General features: G+C 70.3%; 19 protein-coding genes. 2 read left to right on the top strand and 17 right to left on the bottom strand.

The window, feature by feature from the left end; translation table 11 throughout:
• The coding region (locus AC1DU4_RS23160) for an Rv3235 family protein (RefSeq protein ID WP_477843856.1) at window positions 1–394 on the top strand (394 nt) is incomplete at its 5' end.
• A 1-nt stretch (window position 395) separates the two neighbouring features.
• Here AC1DU4_RS23160 and secA read toward each other — a convergent pair.
• The 8 genes from secA to ahcY all read right to left on the bottom strand — a co-directional run bounded on the left by secA (window position 396) and on the right by ahcY (window position 11,416).
• Complete coding sequence (gene secA, locus AC1DU4_RS23155) at window positions 396–3,182, bottom strand: preprotein translocase subunit SecA (protein ID WP_477843854.1); 2,787 nt, start codon at window positions 3,180–3,182, stop codon at window positions 396–398.
• A gap of 187 nt (window positions 3,183–3,369) precedes the next feature.
• Window positions 3,370–4,041 carry a ribosome hibernation-promoting factor, HPF/YfiA family gene (gene hpf, locus AC1DU4_RS23150; RefSeq protein WP_477843852.1) on the bottom strand — a complete coding sequence of 224 codons (672 nt, stop codon included), beginning with the start codon at window positions 4,039–4,041 and terminating at the stop codon, window positions 3,370–3,372.
• Window positions 4,042–4,216: 175 nt separating this feature from the next.
• Window positions 4,217–4,876, bottom strand: coding sequence for a ComF family protein (locus AC1DU4_RS23145; protein WP_477843850.1), 660 nt, complete (start codon window positions 4,874–4,876; stop codon window positions 4,217–4,219).
• Window positions 4,877–4,969: 93 nt separating this feature from the next.
• Window positions 4,970–6,757 carry an MtrAB system accessory lipoprotein LpqB gene (lpqB, locus tag AC1DU4_RS23140; protein WP_477843848.1) on the bottom strand — a complete coding sequence of 596 codons (1,788 nt, stop codon included), beginning with the start codon at window positions 6,755–6,757 and terminating at the stop codon, window positions 4,970–4,972.
• A complete protein-coding gene (gene mtrB / locus AC1DU4_RS23135; RefSeq protein ID WP_477843846.1) occupies window positions 6,754–8,490 on the bottom strand; it encodes an MtrAB system histidine kinase MtrB in 1,737 nt (578 codons plus the stop codon). The genes lpqB and mtrB overlap by 4 nt, the downstream gene beginning before the upstream one ends.
• On the bottom strand, window positions 8,487–9,173 hold the full coding sequence (mtrA, locus tag AC1DU4_RS23130) for an MtrAB system response regulator MtrA (protein WP_477843858.1): 687 nt from the start codon (window positions 9,171–9,173) through the stop codon (window positions 8,487–8,489). The genes mtrB and mtrA overlap by 4 nt, the downstream gene beginning before the upstream one ends.
• Window positions 9,170–9,835 carry a dTMP kinase gene (locus tag AC1DU4_RS23125; protein WP_477843844.1) on the bottom strand — a complete coding sequence of 222 codons (666 nt, stop codon included), beginning with the start codon at window positions 9,833–9,835 and terminating at the stop codon, window positions 9,170–9,172. Before AC1DU4_RS23125 ends, mtrA begins: the two co-directional genes overlap by 4 nt.
• 99 nt (window positions 9,836–9,934) lie before the next feature.
• A complete protein-coding gene (gene ahcY / locus AC1DU4_RS23120) occupies window positions 9,935–11,416 on the bottom strand; it encodes an adenosylhomocysteinase (RefSeq protein WP_477843842.1) in 1,482 nt (493 codons plus the stop codon).
• A 187-nt stretch (window positions 11,417–11,603) separates the two neighbouring features.
• On the opposite strand from ahcY, the gene AC1DU4_RS23115 reads away from it, so the two are divergent.
• Window positions 11,604–12,587, top strand: a complete 984-nt coding sequence (locus tag AC1DU4_RS23115; protein ID WP_477843840.1) for an iron-siderophore ABC transporter substrate-binding protein — start codon at window positions 11,604–11,606, stop codon at window positions 12,585–12,587.
• Here the strand turns inward: AC1DU4_RS23115 and AC1DU4_RS23110 are convergent.
• From AC1DU4_RS23110 to AC1DU4_RS23070, 9 genes are all read right to left on the bottom strand, one after another.
• Complete coding sequence (locus tag AC1DU4_RS23110; RefSeq protein WP_477843838.1) at window positions 12,562–13,866, bottom strand: MFS transporter; 1,305 nt, start codon at window positions 13,864–13,866, stop codon at window positions 12,562–12,564. The genes AC1DU4_RS23115 and AC1DU4_RS23110 overlap by 26 nt on opposite strands.
• A gap of 54 nt (window positions 13,867–13,920) precedes the next feature.
• Window positions 13,921–14,532 (bottom strand): TetR/AcrR family transcriptional regulator, encoded by a 612-nt coding sequence (locus AC1DU4_RS23105; protein WP_477843836.1) that lies wholly within the window; start codon window positions 14,530–14,532, stop codon window positions 13,921–13,923.
• A gap of 121 nt (window positions 14,533–14,653) precedes the next feature.
• A complete protein-coding gene (locus AC1DU4_RS23100) occupies window positions 14,654–14,827 on the bottom strand; it encodes a rubredoxin (protein ID WP_477843834.1) in 174 nt (57 codons plus the stop codon).
• Complete coding sequence (locus AC1DU4_RS23095; RefSeq protein ID WP_477843832.1) at window positions 14,827–14,991, bottom strand: rubredoxin; 165 nt, start codon at window positions 14,989–14,991, stop codon at window positions 14,827–14,829. Before AC1DU4_RS23095 ends, AC1DU4_RS23100 begins: the two co-directional genes overlap by 1 nt.
• Before the next feature lie 2 nt (window positions 14,992–14,993).
• On the bottom strand, window positions 14,994–16,214 hold the full coding sequence (locus tag AC1DU4_RS23090) for an alkane 1-monooxygenase (protein WP_477843830.1): 1,221 nt from the start codon (window positions 16,212–16,214) through the stop codon (window positions 14,994–14,996).
• Window positions 16,215–16,339: 125 nt separating this feature from the next.
• Window positions 16,340–17,899 carry an amino acid permease gene (locus AC1DU4_RS23085; protein WP_477843828.1) on the bottom strand — a complete coding sequence of 520 codons (1,560 nt, stop codon included), beginning with the start codon at window positions 17,897–17,899 and terminating at the stop codon, window positions 16,340–16,342.
• Between the two features lie 104 nt (window positions 17,900–18,003).
• Entirely contained in the window at window positions 18,004–18,924 is a 921-nt protein-coding gene (locus AC1DU4_RS23080; RefSeq protein WP_072843615.1) for a cation diffusion facilitator family transporter, read from the bottom strand.
• Between the two features lie 78 nt (window positions 18,925–19,002).
• On the bottom strand, window positions 19,003–20,238 hold the full coding sequence (gene manA, locus AC1DU4_RS23075; protein ID WP_477843826.1) for a mannose-6-phosphate isomerase, class I: 1,236 nt from the start codon (window positions 20,236–20,238) through the stop codon (window positions 19,003–19,005).
• Window positions 20,238–21,118, bottom strand: an 881-nt coding sequence (locus AC1DU4_RS23070) for a tobH protein (protein WP_477843824.1), incomplete at its 5' end; no start/stop codon positions are given. The genes manA and AC1DU4_RS23070, both read right to left, overlap by 1 nt.

Genomic DNA, 21,118 nt, shown 5'->3' with positions numbered 1-21,118 from the left:
GCACACCGCCTCCCACACCGGACGTTCGCCGGCCCGGCGAACACCACCGCCCGGCGCGGACCCGGCAGCGCACCGGTTCGCCGAGACGGCCCTGCGGCTGGTGCTCGAGGTCCTCGACCGACGCCGCCAGCCGCCCCAGCTTCGCGCCGTGCTGTCCCCGGCGGTGGTGGACCTGGTCGCCGCACTGACCCACGCCGCGCCGCCGGCGAACCGGCTCGGTGGCGCGCAACTGCAGCGGGTGCACCTGCGCCCGAACGGCCCGGACGTCGCCGAGGTGTTCGGCACCTACGCCCGCGGCGGCCGGGTCTTCGCAATCGCCGGCCGCGTCGAACGCACACCAGCCGCCCCGCAGGCGCGGGGCGGCTGGTGTGTGACGTCGCTACAGGTCGGTTGAGCTACTTGCGGCGCTTTGCCTGACGACGCTCGCGGCGGCTGCCGTCGGCCTCGGGCGCGGCGTTGCGGACCTCCGCCTTGCCGCCCTCGTCGGGTCCGGAGAACGTCAGCCGGGTCTCCTCGGCTGCGTCGAGGCCCTTGGCACGCAGGGCCGCGGGCGCTGCCGACCGGGCCGACTCCTGCGCGTCCACCTGGGTGGGCAGCGGGGCCGGCGCGCTCGCGTTGCGGGCCGCGGCGGCCGCATTGGTCCAACCCGACTGCTCGGGCGCCGGGGCCGCCTCGACCTGCAGGTTGAACAGGAAGCCGACCGACTCCTCCTTGAGGCCCTCGAGCATCGCCGAGAACATGTCGTAGCCCTCGCGCTGGTACTCGACCAGCGGGTCCCGCTGCGCCATCGCGCGCAGGCCGATGCCCTCCTTGAGGTAGTCCATCTCGTAGAGGTGCTCGCGCCACTTGCGGTCCAGCACGGAGAGCAGCACCCGGCGCTCGAGCTCACGCATGCCGTTCTCGCCGGCGATCGCGTCGATCTGCTGCTCGCGGGCGGCGTACGCGGACCGCACGTCGGCGAGCAGCGCCTCGCGCAGCTCGTCGCGGGTCAGGTCGCCCCGCTCCCCGATCTCGGTCTCACCGGCGAGGTCCTTGTAGTCGATGCCGACCGGGTACAGCGTCTTGAGCGCCGTCCACAGCTGGTCGAGGTCCCAGTCCTCCACGTAGCCCTCGGCGGTGGCGCCGTCGACGTAGGCAGTCACCACGTCGGTGATCATGCTCTCGACCTGGCCCTCCATGTTCTTGCCCTCGAGGATCTGGCGACGCTCCTCGTAGATGACGGTGCGCTGCTTGTTCATCACCTCGTCGTACTTGAGGACGTTCTTGCGGATCTCGAAGTTCTGCTGCTCGACCTGGGTCTGCGCGCTCTTGATGGCCTTCGAGACCATCTTGGCCTCGATCGGCACGTCGTCGGGCAGGTTGAGCCGGGTCATGATCGACTCCAGCGCGGCGCCGTTGAAGCGGCGCATCAACTCGTCGCCGAGCGAGAGGTAGAAGCGGGACTCGCCCGGGTCGCCCTGACGGCCGGAGCGGCCGCGCAGCTGGTTGTCGATGCGCCGGGACTCGTGCCGCTCGGTGCCGAGCACGTACAGCCCACCCGCGGAGCGCACGGTCTCCGCGTCCGCCTTGACCTGCCGCTGCACCTCGTCGAGGGCCGGCTCCCAGGCTACCTCGTACTCGTCCGGGGTCTCGACCGGGTCCAGCCCCTGCTTGCGCAGGTGCAGGTCGGCGAGGATGTCGGGGTTGCCGCCGAGCACGACGTCGGTGCCACGGCCGGCCATGTTGGTGGCCACGGTGACCGCGCCGGTGCGGCCGGCCTCGGCCACGATGGTGGCCTCCTGCTCGTGGAACTTGGCGTTGAGCACGCTGTGCACGACGCCGCGCTTGGTGAACTGCTTGGACAGGTACTCCGAGCGCTCGACGCTGGTGGTGCCGATCAGGACGGGCTGGCCCTTGCCGTGGCGCTCGACGACGTCGTCGACGACCGCCGCGAACTTCGCCTCCTCGGTCTTGTAGATCAGGTCACCCTGGTCGACGCGGACCATCGGCCGGTTCGTCGGGATCGGGATGACGCCCAGGCCGTAGGTCTGGTGCAGCTCGGCGGCCTCGGTCTCGGCGGTACCGGTCATGCCCGAGAGCTTTTCGTAGAGGCGGAAGTAGTTCTGCAGGGTGATCGTGGCGAGGGTCTGGTTCTCGGCCTTGATCTCGACCTTCTCCTTGGCCTCGATCGCCTGGTGCATGCCCTCGTTGTAGCGGCGGCCGACCAGGATGCGGCCGGTGAACTCGTCGACGATGATGACCTCGCCGTCGCGGACGATGTAGTCCTTGTCCTTGGTGTAGAGCTCCTTCGCCTTGATCGCGTTGTTCAGGTAGCTGACCAAGGGCGAGTTCGCGGCCTCGTACAGGTTGTCGATGCCGAGCTGGTCCTCGACGAGTTCGACGCCCGCCTCGTGCACGCCGACGGTGCGCTTCTTGATGTCGACCTCGTAGTGGACGTCACGCTTGAGCAGCGGCGCGATCCGGGCGAACTCGCCGTACCACTTGCTGGACGCGTCGGCCGGTCCCGAGATGATCAGCGGGGTACGCGCCTCGTCGATGAGGATCGAGTCGACCTCGTCGACGATGGCGAAGTTGTGGCCGCGCTGCACCAGGTCGTCGAGCGAGTGCGTCATGTTGTCGCGCAGGTAGTCGAAGCCGAACTCGTTGTTCGTGCCGTAGGTGATGTCGCACGCGTACGCGACGCGACGCTCGGCCGGCGTCATCCCGGACAGGATCACGCTGGTCTCGAGACCGAGGAACCGGTGCACGCGGCCCATCCACTCGGAGTCACGCTTGGCCAGGTAGTCGTTGACCGTGACCACGTGCACGCCGTCGCCGGAGATCGCGTTCAGGTAGGCCGGCAGCACACAGGTCAGGGTCTTGCCCTCACCGGTCTTCATCTCGGCGACGTTCCCGAGGTGCAGGGCGGCGCCGCCCATCACCTGGACGTCGAAGTGCCGCTGCGAGAGCACCCGCCAGGACGCCTCGCGGGCCACCGCGAAGGCCTCGGGCAGCAGGTCGTCGAGGGACTCACCCGACGCGTACCGCTCCTTGAACTCCGCGGTCTTGGCGCGGAGCTCGAGGTCGGTCATCGCCTCGACTTCGGGCGAGAGGCTGGTTACGTGCTCAGCGATGTGCTTGAGCCGCTTGACCATGCGACCTTCACCAACACGGAGCAGCTTCGACAGTGACAGCGACGGCACGGGCTTGAACGTCCTCAATCTCGGCGGGCAGGTCTCGACTCCGCAAACGGAGCAACTGACTACACAGTAGTTCCGGTCACAGAGAGGATCCGGCCGAGGGAGTTATCCCCCGACCGGATCCCATGGTAGGCGCTCTCACGATCCGTGGAGCAGAACGACCGTGTGAGCGTGTGTCAAGCAGGGTGTGTCAGGCGAGCCGGATCAGCCCGTAGTCGAACGCGTGCCTGCGGTACACGACGGACGGACGGTCGGTTTCCTTGTCGTGGAACAGGAAGAAGTCGTGTCCGACCAGTTCCATCTCGTAGAGCGCGTCGTCGACGGACATCGGGGCCGCCGAGTGGATCTTGGTCCGCACGATCTGCCCCGGGCCCGGCGGATACTCCTCCGACTCGAGGGAGATGTCGGGCGAGATGGCCAGCGAGTCGTCGGCGGCGAGCTCCGCGGTCGCCTCCGCGACCGAGACGGGCGTCTTGTCGCCGTAGTGGACGCGTCGGCGGTCCTTGGTCCGGCGAAGCCTGCTCTCGAGCTTGGCGGTGACGCTCTCGAAGGCGGCGTAGAAACTGTCCGCGGAGGCCTCGGCCCGAGCGACCGGGCCCTTGCCCCGGGCGGTGATCTCCACTCGCTGGCAGTTCTTGGCCTGCCTGCGGTTCCGTTCGTGTTGGAGTTCGACGTCGAAGTGGTAGATCGTCGGGTCGAAGCGTTCGAGTCGTGCCAGCTTCTCCGAGACGTAGACGCGGAAATGGTCGGGGACCTCGACGTTGCGGCCCTTCACGACGATTTCGGCTAGCGGGCCTTCGGGTTGCCCGGTGGTCTCTGCAGCGTCTTCGATGAACACAGAGGCTGTTGAAGGGGTCGTCACGCGTACCTCCAAGATACGGCCGAGCCACAGATGATGACTGTCGGCGGATGAGCTACGCCGGGAGGGGAACCGCCCGACGCCAGGATTTGCGGTATCACCTCCACCAGTTCGTCGGTTGTGTTGGCGACGCTAGTACGAGTTCGGCGGGAGTGCCAGCATTAACGTCGCGTTTCACTCAAGCGGCCGCAATCACCAGCACCGCGGCCACCCGAACCCGCCGCGTCGCGAGGGCCCGGACGGACTCCGCGGCCGTCGCGCCGGTGGTCAGCACGTCGTCGACCAACACCACGCAGTCCCCCCGCCCGGTCCGCGGCGCCGGCGCCACCAGGATTCGTCCCGACAGGTTCTCCACCCGCGCCCGAGCCGACAGCCCAACCGAATCACGAACTCCCCGTGCATATTTCAGAAACTCCGCCACTCGGACCGGTTCCGGCCGCAGCGCCGACGCCGCCGCGCCGACCGCGGCCGCGACCGGATCCCCACCGCGCACACGGGCCGCCCGCGGCCGGCTGGGCGCGGGCACCAGGGTCAGCGCGGCCAACTCCGCGGGGTCGATCTCGCCGAGTTCGCGCAGCCGACGCACCGCCGTCGCCAATGCCTGCCCCAGCGGGACCGCGAGGTCACGTCGGCCACGCTCCTTCGCCGCGATCACCGCCGCCCGGCGGGCCCCGACGTAGCTGCCGACCGCCCAGGCGGGCACCCCCGGGTCGACCCTCGGGGACAGCCGTACCGGCCCGGCCGCCAACGCGACCCGGCACCGCTCACACCAGAGCGTCCCGACGGCCCCACAGCCGCCGCACTCACGGGGCAGGACCAGGTCCAGCAGCGCACGCACGCCCGCAGTGTGCGCCCGCCCACCGACAACCTAGGGCGCGTCTCCTGACCCCGCTCGGGTGCACCCGGCGAAACGGGGACTGGGAGACATGCCCTAGCCCGGCAGGATCGGGATCGCCTTGACCCCGGTCAACCCGGGCACCTCACGCCAGTAGCGGTCGCCGGCCGGGTCGTTGTTGTTCAGCTGGAACACCGCGCGCGCGTCCGCCACGAACACCGTGGTCACCGACGCGTCGACGGAGCTCACCGGCGCCGAGAGGTTCCGGCTCGGCAGGGCGTCCATCCGGGACCCGTCGACCGCCACGGACACCACCGGGATGTCCGAGGCCGCTCGGGCCACCACGATCGCCTCGCCGCTGCTCCAGTCCAGGGACAGGGCGGGGCTGCCCAGTCCGATCGCGACGGGCCGGGGCGCGGTCAGCGCGTAACCGCCGCCCGGCCTCGGGACCACCGTCGCGACGTACACCTTGCCGTCGACGATCAGCGCCGCCCGGACGCCGTCCCGGGACAGCCGCAGTTCGGTGATCGTGGCGCCCAACGGGGCGAGGTCCGCGGTGTCCACCGGCAGTACCACCAGCTGACCGCCCTGGGGGTCGCGGACCACCCGCACCACCGAGGTGCCGTCGACGACGGTCCACACCGCCGGCTCGGTGCGCGACCACGTCGGCCGCGTCATCGAGCCCGCCTCGAGGGCCGGCGTCGCGAAGCCCTCGACGGGCCCCACCATCAGCGCGCTCCTGGGCTCCGGCTCGGGCCTGCCGGTGTCGGCCACCGCGGCCGCCAACCGGCCGTCCCGTGAGAGCGCGATCGACTCCAGCGTGGTTGCGGTGCCGAAGTAGCCGGGCATCGTGCTCACCCCGGTGTCGTTGACGGCCACCAGCGCGCCGTCGACCAGCCCGTGCAGGCCCACGGTCGTGCTCGCGGTCGCCATCGGGTTCGTCGAGGACACGTCGGCGGTGGTCCAGCCGTTCGCGTACCGCTCGTCGAGAGGGGCGCCGTCACCCGTCAGCACGTACGGTCCGGAGATCTCGGCCGCCGCGAGGGTCCACACCACCTGGGCGGCGAGCAGGTCGCGGGCGTTCTGGTCGAGCGCGGACGCGCCGGTGAAGTCGATGTGCAGGCCGCCGAAGCCGACCCCGACCCCGGCGCTGCGGCCGTCCGCCTTGGTGATCGGAGCCAGCACCGACACCTTGCCCGCCATGTTCTGCACCGCGTCGGAGAGCGCGGGCTTGGGTCCGGCGATCAGCAGCTCGATCAGTCGTCCCGGCATCTGTTCCTGGGTCGCGGAGATCCACCGGAGGTCCGGCACCACGGTGGTGCCCGACGGGTCCAGGAAGTACAGCGCCTTGCGCTGGTAGGTCTTGAGGAACTGCGGGCGGTCCATGATCACCCCAGGCGGCAGGTCGTCGATCCGCCACTCGCCGTTGACCTTGCTCAGGCGCACCTTCGCCTCGAAGTTTCCCTCCACCGCCTGGTACTGCCCGCCGTCGTCCAACTGGCCGACCCGGTTGGCCCGGATCGTGTAGGTGGCCTGGTCGTCGGCGCGGGACTCCGGCAGCACGTCCACCTTGTCCACGACGGTGGTGCTGGCGGTGTCGTCCCAGCGGTCGGACGCCGCCGGGGTGAGGAACTGGCGAGCCGCCAGGTGCTTGTCCGCCGGGTCGGTGCTGGCTGAGAAGAAGTCCCGCAGCAGCAGGTCCGGTTCCCGGCCCGGCGTCGGCACCGGCACGCTGACGACCACCGGCTCACGGGTGATGGTGCCGATCGCCTGCGGCGACGACGACTCCGGCAGGCTCGCGCAACCGCCGACCACGACGGCGACGGCCAGCAACGCAGCCGTCAGCGAGATCCGCCCGCGACCGCGCCGGCGCTCGCCCGTCACGGCCGCCGCTCCCGCAGGACCGGCACGCTGGAGGCCTGGTCGGGATCGAGGGCCTCACCGGAGGGTTCGGCGTGCCCGCTGTGCGGGCGTTCCGCGCCGGGCAGCGGGCGGCCCTGGACGTGCTTGACGCTCGGCGGCCGCAGCGGCAGCGGACTGCTGGTGATCTTGTGCCCGCGCACCAGCGGCAGGGTGAAGCGGAAGCAGGCACCCTCCCCCGGCTCGCCCCACGCCTCGAGCCGACCGTCGTGCAGCCGCGCGTCCTCGACGCTGATCGCCAGGCCGAGTCCGGTGCCTCCGGAGCGGCGCACCCGAGACGGGTCGGACCGCCAGAACCGGTTGAACACCAGCTTCTCCTCACCGGGTCGCAGGCCGATGCCCTTGTCCCGAACGATGAATGCGGCCGCGTCTTCGTCGGCGCGCAGGCGCAGCAGCACCGGTTTGCCCTCCCCGTGGTCGATGGCGTTCGCGAGCAGGTTCCGCAGGATCCGTTCGACCCGGCGTGGGTCCGCCGAGGCCAGTACGGGCTCGTCGGGCAGGTCGAGGATCAGTTCGGTCCCGGACTCCCGGGCCAGATGGCGGATCGTGGCGACCGCTGCGCGGGCGCTCATCCGCAGGTCCAGCTTCTCGGCCGCCAGCTCCGCCACGCCGGCGTCGTGCCGGCTGATCTCGAGCAGGTCGTTGAGCAGTGACTCGAACCGGTCCAGCTCGGCGACCAGCAGCTCCGAGGACCGGCGCATCGCCGGGTCCAGGTCGGCGCTGCCGTCGTGGATCAGCTCGGCGGCCATCCGGACCGTGGTCAGCGGGGTGCGCAGCTCGTGGCTGACGTCGGAGGTGAACCGTTTCTGCAGGTTGCCGAACTCCTCGAGCTGGGCGATCTGCTTGGACAGGCTCTCGGCCATGTCGTTGAAGGACATCGCCAGCCGGGCCATGTCGTCCTCGCCGCGGACCGGCATCCGTTCGCGGAGCTTGCCGTCGGCGAACCGCTCGGCGATCCGGGACGCGGACCGGATCGGAAGCACCACCTGCCGGGCAACGATCATCGAGATCGCGGCCAGCAGCACCAGCAGCACGACCCCGCCGACGAGCAGGGTGCTGCGCATCAACGACAGGCTCTTGTCCTCGCTGGCCAGCGGGAACACCAGGTACAGCTCGAGCGTGGAGACGTCCGACGCGGTGGGGCTGCCGATGATCAGCGCGGGACCGCGGTAGCCGTCCGAGTCGGAGACCGTGGCGAACTGGTAGCTGACCTGACCGTTCTTGACGAACTCGCGCAGGTTCGCCGGGATCTGGTCCTCGGGCCCGCTGGAGACCCCCTCGAGCGGCGGGATGCCGGGCACGATCAGCACCGGGTTGAAGGTGCCCGCCGCCCCCGTCGCCGGGCCGGTGTCGGTTCGACTGGTCAGGGCGGCGGCCGCGGCGTCGAGCCGTGCGGCCAGCGAGCTGCTGTCGTCGGATCCGGCGAGCTGGTTCTGCACGGTGTTACGGGCCCGGTCCATCTCCTCCGTCGCGGCACTGATCTTCGCCTCGAGGAGCCGGTCGGTGATCTGGCTGGTCAGCACGACACCGAGGATCGTGATCACCACCAGCGAGAGCGTCAGTGTCGACACGACCACCCGCAGCTGCAGCGAACGACGCCACAGGTGTGCGAGCGAACGGCTCCACCCACGAAAACGACGCAGCACCGGACCGAATGTGCCACCGATCCGGCGCCGCGCGCGAGTGCGTCCGATCACGGCGGTCCGGCCTTGTAGCCGACCCCCCTGACCGTGAGCACCACTTCGGGATTCTCCGGATCAGTCTCGACCTTGGCGCGCAGGCGCTGCACGTGCACGTTGACCAGCCGGGTGTCCGCGGCGTGCCGGTATCCCCACACCTGCTCGAGCAGCACCTCGCGGGTGAACACCTGGCGGGGCTTGCGGGCCAACGCGACCAGCAGGTCGAACTCCAGCGGCGTCAGCGCAATGAGGGCGCCCTCGCGGGTCACCTTGTGCGCGGGCACGTCGATGACCACGTCGGCGATGGCGAGCAGCTCGGCCGGCTCCTCCTCGGTGCGACGCAGCCGCGCCCGCACCCGGGCCACCAGCTCCTTCGGCTTGAACGGCTTCATCACGTAGTCGTCCGCACCGGACTCGAGGCCCAGCACCACGTCGACGGTGTCCGTCTTGGCGGTGAGCATGACGATCGGCACGCCGGAGTCCGCGCGCAGCACCCGGCACACGTCGATGCCGTTCATCCCGGGCAGCATCAGGTCGAGCAGAACCAGGTCCGGCCGGATCTCCCGGACGGCGGACAGCGCCTGCGTGCCGTCACCGACGACGAAGGGCTCGAACCCCTCGCCGCGGAGCACGATGGTGAGCATCTCGGCCAGGGCCGTGTCGTCGTCGACGACAAGAATGCGTGGCTTCATGGTCTCTATCGTGTCACTTCCGACGGCAACCGACGCTGATTGGTTACGTCGGCGGCGAGTTGGGCCGGATCCACGTCGGGCCCGACCACGGTCCACGGCGAGATCCAGCCGCGCGCGGCGAGCCCGTCGTAGACGTCGCCGGTGCGGGCCTGCAGCCCGCCGTCACGCTCGTAGGCGTCGCGCTGCCGGTCGGCCTCCTCGCCGGCCCGGTCGCGGGCCCGCTGCGCGGCGAGCTCGACCGGCACCCGCAGCAGCACCTGGCGGTCCGGGCGCGGCAGGTCGAAGCGGCCGAACTCGAGGTCCTCGATCCACTGCACGGCCGGCCCGGCGGCGCCCTGGTGGCTGCGGGCCGCGGTGTAGGCGGCGTTCGAGGCCACGTAACGGTCGAGCAGCACGACGTCGTGCCCGGCGACCAGTTCCCGCAGTTCCCCCGCCGCATCCCGGCGGTCCAGCGCCCACAGCAGGGCCATCGCGTTGACGGACTCGGCGGTGTCGCCGTGGGAACCGTGCAGCGCCTCGGCGCCGAGGTCCGCGTGCACGGAGACCCCGTACCGGGGGAAGGCCAGGGTGGCCACGGACAGTCCGTTCGCGCGCCAGGACGCGACGACGGCGTTCGACAGCGTCCGCTTGCCGGCCCCGTCGAGGCCCTCGAGTGCGATCAGTGTTCCCACGATGATCCAGCTTAGCTGCGCGGACGACCGTGGCCGGCCCCGGAGTCCGGGGCCGGCCACGACCGGATCACGCGTTCGGTGCTTCGAAGCGCGGGTGCCTCAGTACCGGTAGTGCTCCGGCTTGTACGGGCCCTCGACGTCGACGCCGATGTACTCGGCCTGCTCCTTGGTCAGCCTGGTGATCGAGCCGCCGAGCGCCTCGACGTGGATCCGCGCGACCTTCTCGTCCAGGTGCTTGGGCAGCCGGTAGACCTCGTTGTCGTACTCCTCCGGCTTGGTCCACAGCTCGATCTGCGCGATGGTCTGGTTCGCGAACGAGTTGGACATCACGAAGGACGGGTGCCCGGTGGCGTTGCCCAGGTTCAGCAACCGGCCCTCGGACAGCACGATGATGCTGTGGCCGTCGGCGAAGGTGAACTCGTCGACCTGCGGCTTGATGTTGATCCGCGTGACGTCGGCGGCGCGCTCGAGGCCGGCCATGTCGATCTCGTTGTCGAAGTGGCCGATGTTGCCCAGGATCGCCTGGTGCTTCATCTGCTTCATGTGCTCGAACGTGATGATGTCCTTGTTGCCGGTGGACGTGATCACGATGTCGGCCTGGCTGATGAACTCCTCGACGGTCTTGACGTCGAAGCCGTCCATCAGCGCCTGCAGCGCGTTGATCGGGTCCGCCTCGGTGACCGTGACGCGGGCGCCCTGGCCCTTGAGCGCCTCGGCGCAGCCCTTGCCGACGTCGCCGTAGCCGCAGACCAGCGCGGCCTTGCCGCCGATCAGCACGTCGGTGCCGCGGTTGATGCCGTCGAGCAGCGAGTGGCGGGTGCCGTACTTGTTGTCGAACTTGCTCTTGGTGACCGAGTCGTTGACGTTGATCGCCGGGAAGACCAGCTCGCCTGCGGCGGCGAACTGGTACAGGCGCAGCACGCCGGTGGTGGTCTCCTCGGTGACGCCCTGGACGGACTCCGCGACGGCGGTCCACTTGGTCGCGTCGGCGGCCAGCGAGGCACGGAGCAGCGCCAGGAACACCTTGTACTCGTCCGAGTCGTGATCCTCGTCGGTGGGCGGCACGACGCCGGCCTTCTCGAACTGCGCGCCGCGCAGCACCAGCATGGTGGCGTCACCGCCGTCGTCGAGGATCATGTTCGCGGGCTCACCCGGCCAGGTGAGCATCTTCTCGGCCGCCCACCAGTACTCCTCCAGCGTCTCGCCCTTCCAGGCGAAGACGGGGACGCCCTTGGGCTCCTCCGGGGTGCCGTGCGGGCCGACGACGACGGCCGCGGCGGCGTGGTCCTGGGTGGAGAAGATGTTGCACGACGCCCAGCGGACCTCGGCGCCGAGGGCGACGAGCGTCTCGATCAGCACCGCAGTCTGGATGGTCATGTGCAGCGAGCCCGACACGCGCGCACCCTTGAGCGGCTGCACCTCCGCGTACTCGCGGCGCAGGGTCATCAGGCCCGGCATCTCGTGCTCGGCGAGCCGGATCTCCTTGCGGCCGAACTCGGCGAGCGAGAGGTCCGCCACCTTGAAGTCGATTCCGTTGCGGCTGTCCGCCACGAGGTTGTTCTCAGACACGCTGGTCGTCATCTGCCTCTCCTGTTTGGATTTGTCTCGGCCCAGGCTATCGGGTTCGGACCCCGTCCGAAGACCAGCCGTCCGTGTACGGACCCCCGCCCCGCCGGCATCCCCACCCAAAATCTAAGGTGAGGGTAACCAAACAAACGAAGGGTGGTGCGGCATGGTGTCGGCATTGAGGCGGCGGACGGTTCTGTCGATGGGTCTGGTCGCGGCGGCCGTGATGGCGGTCGGCTGCTCCTCGACCTCGGCGGAGGGCACGTCCGATGCGGGGGCCGGGGCCGCCGCCGAGGCGGGCGCGCTCCCGGTGACGATCGACCACGTGCGCGGATCGACCTCGGTCGAGGCGGTGCCGCAGCGGGTCGCCGCGGTGGGCATCGGCGACGCGGACGTCCTGCTCGCCCTCGGTGTGACTCCGGTCCTGGTGCCCGCATGGAAGGGATCCGTCGACACCGGCATCGGCGAGTGGGCGAAGCCCGCACTGGCCGGCGCGACGCCGCCCGCCCTGGCCAATGCGACGGCCGGATTCGACGTGGAGAAGGTCGCGGCGTCGAACCCGGACCTGATCGTCGCCGTGAACAACGCCATCGACGCGAACGTCTACGGCCAGCTCAGCGCGATGGCGCCGACCGTGCTGCATGCCGCCGACCAGACCGACTGGATGCTGCCGTGGCAGCAGGTGACCACCCGGATCGGCGACGCCGTGGGTCGTCCGGCCAAGGCCGCGGAGCAGGTCCGCATGGTCGAGGACACCTTCGCCCGCGCCCGCAGCGAGCACCCGGAGTTCGCGGGCAAGTCGGCGATCCTGGTCCGGTACCTCGACGGCGACAAGTTCCGGGCCTACAGCCCCACGTCCGCGCGCGGCCAGTTGCTCACCGAACTCGGATTCGGCGTCCCGGCGCAGCTGCGCGACCGCTTCGGCGATGCGCTCTACGCCGAGATCTCCGCGGAGAACCTGGGCCTGCTCGAGGCGGACCTGCTGGTGGTCGACAACTACGACGCGGCCGCCGCGCGGCTCGACGCACTGCCCACGTTCACGGGCCTGCAGGTGGTCCGCTCCGGCGCGATGGTGGGCCTGGACCCGGTGGTCAGCGACGCCGTCTCCATGCCGAACCCGCTGACCATCCCGTTCTCGGTGAAGGCGATGCTGGAGAAGATCAGCCGGACGCCGGTCGGGGCCTGACGGCCGCACGCGCCGCCGCGGCCCAGATCCCGGCCGCGGCGGCGGCGACCACCACGGCGAGGGTCCACCACGGCGTGGACGGCGCTACCGTGCCGGCGTCGACCAGGTCGTAGATCTGCCCGACCGCGAGGGAGCCGACCAGGGTCATCAGCCCCCCGAGGGTGCTCAGCATGCCGAAGTGGGCGCCGAGGTGCCGCTCGCCGGCCAGCACGCCGATGGTGTCGCGCATCGGCGGCACCATCAGCATCTGGCCGAGATGCAGGGCGGCCACCCACAGGCCCACACCGGCCAGCCCGGCGGCCACCGAGTCGGGCGCCAGGGCTCCGGTGACGATCAGGAACAGGAACGACGCGGCGATGACCCCCATCCCGGCGACGATCGCCGTGCGGTGGCCCAGGCGGTGTGCCAGCGCCACCGTCGGCGACTGACCGACGATCACCAGCACCGCCGACGCGACGAAGAACCAGCCGAGCGCGGCCTGCGAGCCGGTGACCCGTTCGAGCTGTTCGGGCAGCATCAGGTACAGCTGGTTGTAGGCCACCAGCTGGACGCCGCACAGCGCGACGAAGACCATGAACCGGCGATTGTGCAGGACCGTCCGCCAGACCACCCGCAGGCCGTCCGGACCGTGGGCGCCGGCCGGCCGGTGCGAGGTGGACGCGTCCGCGGGCAACCAGAGCGCGAACATCACGCCGAGGCCGGCGAAGAGGACGGCCGCCGCGATCGTCGTCCACGCGAAGGGCACCCCCAGCAGCAACGCACCGAGCGCCGGGCCGATCACGGTGCCGAACCGGCTGCACATCTGCTCGATACCGAACAGCTCGGTGCGGCGGATCACCCCCGACTCCTCGAGCCCGCGCCCGTAGGCCGCGTTCGCGGCCTCCACCGCGGGTGAGAACAGCGCCGCCGCCAGCCCGACCAGGACCACGCCGACGATCATCGTGGCCAGGCTCGACGCCACCCCCAGCACCACGAAGCCCACCACCCGAATCGCGATGCCCAGCAACACCATCGGGCGAACCCCGAACCGGTCGGCGAGGCTGCCGCCGAGGAAGAACATGCCCTGCTGGCTGAAGGTGCGCAGGCCCAGGACCAGGCCGATGGCCCACCCCGCCAGGTGCAGGTCGTCGGCCAGGTGCACCGCGAGGAACGGCACCACGAGGTAGAAGCCGATGTTGAACAGCACCATCGACGCCAGGATCAGGCGCACCGCCGGAGGCAGGGTGCGCGCCGTTCTCAGCGCCGAGGTGACGGGACCGAGAGGGCGGACACGCAGCACGAGTGGTCAGCCTAGTCGGGTCGCACCGGGCGCAGGGACCCCGCGACCGGGCAGCTACGCGTGCGCGCCGATGATCGCCTCGATGAACGGCACGAAGGTCCGCGACAGGTCCTCGGCCACGTCCCGGTCCGAGTCGGGCGGCATCGAGATGTAGCTGATCGCCAGGCGGACGATGCCCCGGCTGAGAATTCCGGCCTCGGCAGGCGGGGCCTGGACCCAGCTGCGTTCCAGCGTCTCGGCGAGCCTCGCCGAGGCGTGCTCGAGCAGGGGCCCACTGTCGGTGGTGATCAGCCGGAGCAGGTCGGGCTTCGCATCCCCGGTCAGCAGGGACTGCACCAGCGGATCGGAGGCGCTCTGCCGGAAGAACATGGTGAAGCCCTCGACCAGGGCCGCGTGCGGCCGGCCCACGTTGGCATAGATCGCGTCCTCGACGGCGCCGACGAAGCGGTCCGCGAGCCGCAGGGCATAGGCCTGCGCGAGCCCCTGCCGGGACTTGAACTCGTTGTAGACGGTCTGCCTGCTGACCTGCGCGCCCGCCGCGACATCGGTCATGGTCACCTCGGACCAGTCCTTCACCGACAGCAGGTCCCGCATCGCGTCCAGAACCGACTCCCGCAGGAGGGTGCGGGTGGCCTGCTGGTACGGGAGTCGGTTCGACGGAGCCATGGTGGCGAGAGTGGCATTGTGCGTGCGCGGCGTCAAACGTGCACGGCGTCACCGTGCACACCGGCAGCGGCGGCCGGTTCGCGCAGGTCGGCGATCCCGGTCCCGGCGACCGCGACCGAGGTCATGACCGAGCGACCTCGACCATGTCGAAGTCGGCCTTCGCGGCGCCGCAGTCCGGGCAGCTCCAGTCGTCCGGGATGTCGTCCCACCGGGTGCCCGGGGCGATGCCGTCGTCGGGCCACCCCAGCTCCTCGTCGTACTCGAATCCACACTGGACACAGCGGTACAGCCTCATCACGCAGTCCTCTCGAAATCGATCTTCTCCCGCACTCCGCAGTCCGGGCAGCACCAGTCGTCGGGGACCGAGTCCCACCCGGTTCCGGCCGGGAAGCCCTCGCGCGGAGCACCTTTCGACTCGTCGTAGACGTACTCACAGACCGGGCACCGGTAGGCAGCCATGATCACGCCACCCCGAACCGGGCGTAGATGCGCTCACGCTTGGCCGGCTGCACGTTCACCCGAGTGATGTCGCCGTCGTAGTGGTCGAGGACGCGGTGGTCCATGACCTTGCGCCAGACCGGCGGGAAGTACGCGAGGGTGATCATGCTGGCGTAGCCGCTGGGAAGGTTCGGCGCGCCGTCCATGCTCCGCAGCGTCTGGTAGCGCCGGGTCGGGTTGGCGTGGTGGTCACTGTGCCGCTGCAGGTGGTACAGGAAGATGTTCGTGCAGATGTGGTCGGAGTTCCAGCTGTGCGCCGGGGCRCAGCGCTCGTAGCGTCCGCTCGCGGTCTTGCGCCGGAGCAGGCCGTAGTGCTCCAGGTAGTTCACGGTCTCGAGCAGCGAGAACCCGTACACCGCCTGGATCACCAGGAACGGCAGCACCTCCCAGCCGAAGCCGGCCACCAGCGCCGCGTACAGGACCACCGACATCAGCCAGGCGTTGAGCACGTCGTTGTGGATGCTCCACACGCTCTTCCCGAGCCGCTGCATCCGGGCCTTCTCGAGTTCCCACGAGGACCTCAGGCTGCCCCAGACGCTGCGCGGCAGAAAGGTCCAGAAGGACTCGCCGAAGCGCGCGCTGGCGGGGTCCTCCGGGGTGGACACCCGGACGTGGTGGCCGCGGTTGTGCTCGATGTAGAAGTGCCCGTAGAACGTCTGGGCCAGGGTGATCTTCGAGAGCCAGCGCTCGAGCTCGTCCTTCTTGTGCCCCAGTTCGTGCGCGGTGTTGATGCCGATGCCGCCCATGACGCCGATGCTCAGCGCCAGCCCGATCTTCGACGCGAGTCCCAGCCCGCCGTCGACACCGAGCCAGCTCAGGTTGTCCGCGGTCCACAGGTAGCAGGCGAACACCAGGCTCGCGAGCTGGAACGGGATGTAGACGTACGTGCAGTACCGGTAGTACTTGTCGTTCTCGAGCCGCTCCATCACCTCCTCGGGCGGGTTCTGCCCGTCCGGCCCGAAGAAGACGTCGAGCACCGGCAGCAGCCCGTAGACGAGGATCGGCCCGATCCACCACCACACCGGCGAGACCGCGGACCAGCCCAACTCGTTGAATCCCCAGACCAGCCCGGCCGCGAGGAACACCGCCGTCGGCGGGACCAGCCCGAGCAGCCAGAGGTGCCGCTTCTTGTCTCGCCACTGCGCGGCGGGTACCTGCGCCTCCGGGTCGACTCGCATTGCCATGACCGCCTCCTCTCGAGGGCCGGCCCACATCAGTGAGCCAGGTCACCCGAGAGTTGACAGTACGCCGTCTTTTGTCTGCGGTCTATACAAATACCTGAATTTGTAAACGGGCGGGTGGCCGGCGGTCAGAGGCCCACCCCGCCCGGGCCCTCGGGCCCACCCAGGTGGCCGAGCGCCTTCGCCTCGACCCCCGGTTCCGCCCGGTTCCGCCGGCCGACCATCGAGTGACGGTGCCCGTAGGCGAAGTAGATGACGACACCGATCGCCATCCAGACGACGAACCGGATCCAGGTCTCGACCGACAGGTTGAGCATCAGCCACAGGCAGGCCAGCACCGCGAGGATCGGCACCAGCGGGACCAGCGGGACCCGGAAGCCGCGCGGCAGGTCCGGCCGGGTACGACGCAGGACGATCACGCCGAGGCACACCAGCACGAAGGCGAACAGGGTGCCGATGTTGACCATCTCCTCGAGGGTGCCCATCGGGAAGAAGCCGGCCAGCAGCGCGGAGACGACGCCGACGATGATCGTGATGCGCACCGGGGTGCCATGGCGGCCGGTGTGTGCCAGCTGGCGCGGCATCAGCCCGTCCCGCGACATCGCGAACAGCACGCGGGTCTGGCCCAGCAGCATCACCATCACCACTGTGGTCAGGCCGGCCAGCGCACCCAGGTTGATCACCCACTGCGCCCAGGTGATGCCGTGGAACTCGAAGGCCGTCGCCAGCGTGGAGTTCTCTCCCGCGAGGTCGGTGTACTTGACCATGCCGGTGAGCACCAGCGTCACCGCCACGTACAGGACGGTCACGATCAGGAGCGAGGCGATGATGCCTCGCGGCAGCGCCTTCTGCGGGTTCTTGGTCTCCTCCGCCGTGGTGGCCACGACGTCGAATCCGATGAACGCGAAGAACACCAGGCTGGCGGCGGCGAGCAGGCCGTACCAGCCGTAGGTGCTGCCGCCGGCCCCGGTGAGGAACGAGAACAGCGACTGGTGGATGCCCTCCCCGGTGCTGCCCGGCTGCGACGGCGGGATGTACGGCGAGTAGTTGTCCTTGTTGATGTAGAAGGCGCCGACGACGATCACCAGCAGCACCACGCCGACCTTGATGCCGGTGATCACCGCGGACACCCGCGAGGACAGCTTGGTGCCGGTCACGAGGATGACGGTCAGGACCGCGATCAGCAGGATCGAGCCCCAGTCCATGTCCACCGGCCCGATCGAGACCACCGTCGACCCTTCTGCGCCGAGCACATTGCCCAGGTACAGCGACCAGCCCTTGGCCACCACCGAGGCCGCGAGCGCGAACTCGAGGATCAGGTCCCACCCGATGATCCAGGCCACGAACTCGCCGAAGGTGGCGTAGGAGAAGGTGTACGCGCTGCCGGCCACCGGCACGGTGGAGGCGAACTCGGCATAGCAGAGGGCGGCCAGCCCGCAGGCGATCGCCGCCAGCACGAAGGCCAGCGACACCGACGGCCCGGCCACGTTGCCCGCGGTCCGCGCGGTCAGCGTGAAGATGCCCGCGCCGACGACGACGGCGACGCCGAACACCGTCAGGTCCCAGGCGGTGAGGTCCTTGCGGAGTTTGCTGTCCGGCTCGTCCGTGTCCGCGATCGACTGCTCGACCGACTTGGTGCGGAAGATCCCGGACTGTCGCCCAGACTCCGGCTTCTCGTGCACTGCCATCTTTGCCTCCTCGAGAGGGATCCAGCTGAGCCTATGACCCCGGGGCCCGCTCGAACAGGATTGTGTGGACGCCTCGCGCGTCCGGTAAGTGGGTACGGGCCCGGTTACGCGGGGGCCGTGCGGTACAGGTCGGGCTCGAGGTAGATCACCCGGGCCATCGGCACCGCCGCGCGGACCCTGGCCTCCGCCTCGTCGATCGCGGCCGCGATCGTCTCGATGTCGGATCCCGGTGCCACCGCGACCTTGGCGGCGACCAGCAACTCCTCCGGGCCGAGGTACTGGGTCTTGCAGTGGATGACGCGGTCGATCTTCGACCCGTCGACCAGGGCGGCGAGGATCCGCTCCTCCTCGTCCTCGGTGGCGCCCTCGCCGATCAGCAGGCTCTTCATCTCGATGATGAGGATGACCGCGATGACGCCGAGCAGGACGCCGATGCAGAGCGTGCCGATGCCGTCGAAGACGGGATTGCCGGTGAGCATCGACAGGCCGACGCCGCCGAGCGCCAGGACCAGACCGACGAGCGCGCCGGTGTCCTCGAGCAGCACCACCGGAAGCTCCGGACTGCGCGAGGTCCGGATGAAGCGCCACCAGCCGGCCTTCCCCTTGAGCGGGCGCGACTCCTTGACCGCGGTCAGGAAGCTGTAGGTCTCCAGCCCGATCGCGATCAGCAGGATCACCACGGCGACCATGGGCGAGGACAGGTCCTCGGGGTGCTGGATCTTGTGGATGCCCTCGTACAGCGCGAACATCGACCCGAGGGTGAACAGCACCAGCGCCACCACGAACGAGTAGAAGTAGCGGTTGCGCCCGTACCCGAACGGGTGCAGCTTGGTGGCCGCGCGGTTGGCCCGGCTCTGCCCCAGCAGCAGCAGGCCCTGGTTCGAGGTGTCGGCGACCGAGTGCACGGACTCCGCGAGCATCGACGACGATCCCGTGATCAGGAACCCGGCGAACTTGGCGACCGCGATCCCCGCATTCGCGGTCAACGCCGCGACGATCGCCTTCTTGCCTCCACTAGCTGACACTGCAGTACTCCTCCCCCGGCCGGCTTCTGCGGTCCGAGAATCGATCCGGGCGCTGACGACGGCGCGACGGCCCGACCGTCACCCGACCGAGGCGCTGAACAGCTGGGCGTCCGGGGTGGACGCCGATGCCGTCAGCGCGGGGTCCGAGGCAGCGATCCACGCCGCATCGCCCTGGTCGAGCACGAGGGTGTCATCGCCACCGCGAATTGTGACAGACCCGGAGGTGCAGAGCAGGATTCGGGGACCCGACGCGTCGAACTCCACGGCGGCCGGATTCGCGACGCCGTCACGGGCGAGGTCGACGCGGGCGAGCGAGAACTCGGGCGCCGGCGTGTCGTAGACGTGCATGCCGGTCCCCGGCACCGGCGCCGGCAGCAGGAACGATCCGGTCAACGGCTCGAAGTCCAACACCCGCAACAGTTCCGGGACGTCGACGTGCTTGGGGGTCAACCCGCCGCGCAGCACGTTGTCCGAGTTCGCCATCATCTCGACGGCGAGGCCGTGCAGGTACGCGTGCAGGTTCCCGGCGTCGAGGTACAGGCCCTCGCCGGGCTCCAGGGTGACCCGGTTGAGCAGCAGCGACGCCAGCACGCCCGCGTCGCCCGGGTAGGACTCGCCCAGCCCGAGCACGGTGCGCACCTCGTTGGCGAACGGACGCTCGGCGCCGGGCGCGGCGGCCAGGTAGCGGACGCAGCCGTCGAGGATCCGCGGCAGCAGCGCACCCAGCGCCGGCTGCGGCAGCGTGATCCAGGTGGTGAACAACGCGCGCAGGCCTGCCGAATCCGGTTGCCCGGCAAGGAGTTCGATGTGGTGCGCCAGTTCCGGCACGTCGAGGGCCCGCAGCAGTTCCACGGTGCGGTGCGGATCCCGGAACCCGGCCAGCGCCTCGAACCTGGTCAGCGCCACCACGAGTTCCGGCTTGTGGCTGTCGTCGCGGTAGTTGCGTTCGGGCGAGTCCAGGGCAATGCCGTCGGCCTCCTCACGCAGGAAACCCTCCTTGGCCTGCTCCGCACTCGGATGCGCCTGGAGCGAGAGCGGTTCCTCTGCCGCGAGCAGCTTGAGCAGGAACGGCAACCGGTCCCCGAAGCCGGTGCGGGCCCGGTCCCCCAGCTGTCCCGCCGGGTCGGCGTCGATGGCGTCGAGCAGCGAGCGTGACCCGTCGTCGGTCAGCAGCCGCGCCGGGTCCGCGGGGTGCGAGCCGAGCCAGAGTTCGGCCTCGGGATGGTCCGAGGGCACCGGCCGACCGCACAGGGCGGCGATCGCCGTGCGCGAACCCCAGGCATAGGTGCGCAGCGCACCGGAGAGCAGGTGCACTAGCTGCCGCCGATCAACTGCAGGTAGGCGGCGGCCATCCCCAGCCGCACCGCGGTCACCGCGAGCTGCTCGACCTCGGTGCGCTCGCCCCGAGCCGGTCCCGCTGCCCGTCCTCCCATGTCGCGGTCCCCCATGTCACGGCCCCCCATCTCGATCGTCTCCTCTTCCCCTGCGGCAAGCACCAGTTCGGCGTYCGGGAGGGCGGCGATCCGCCGTCCGGCGACGGCGCGCGTGCCGGACGTGGCCAGCGCGAACACCCGCACCGGGCGCACCGGCGGCGGGCCGTCGAGTTCCTCGTCGTGGAAGATCGGGTCGTAGTCGGCCGGCCGCGCCGCATCGGCGCCGGCGAAGCGGGCGCGAGCGGCCAGCACGTCGCCGAGGTCGGCCGCCGAGGCGACCGTGCCCGCGGCGCGCAGCACCAGTTCCGCGCAGTGCCGAGCCAGGGCCGTCGTGGCCGGGCCGTCCCCGGCCAGGACCACCCGACGGCCACGCATGCGCACGGCCGTCGACTTGGCGGGGTTGTGGAACACCTCGTTCTCCGGGTGCCCCCGCAGGGCCTCGGCGTCGAGCCGGTCCGCGAGCTCACCGAGGTCGGGCAGGAGGTCCCGCGCGCGCACCGACTCGAGCGCGGTCAGCACCGCCAACCCGGCAGCGAGGTAACGGGGGAAGGCGTAGTGGTCGGGCACGTGGACCCGCGGCGGCAGCAGCATCGCCCGGCCGGCGCCCGCCGCCCGCAGCGGACCCTCGTCCGGCGCCGCCAGCACCACCTCGGCGCCGCGGCGCAGGGCGCCGTCCGCCGCCGCGAGCAGCCGGGGGTCACCGGCGTCGTCGCCGGCCACCACCACCACGTCCAAGGGCCCGACCCAGGGCGGCACCGCGC

The sequence above is a fragment of the Rhodococcus sp. P4_F5 genome, assembly GCF_056401315.1.
The sequence above is the reverse complement of the archived record's forward strand: the minus strand, read 5'-3'. Positions and strand labels throughout refer to the sequence as shown.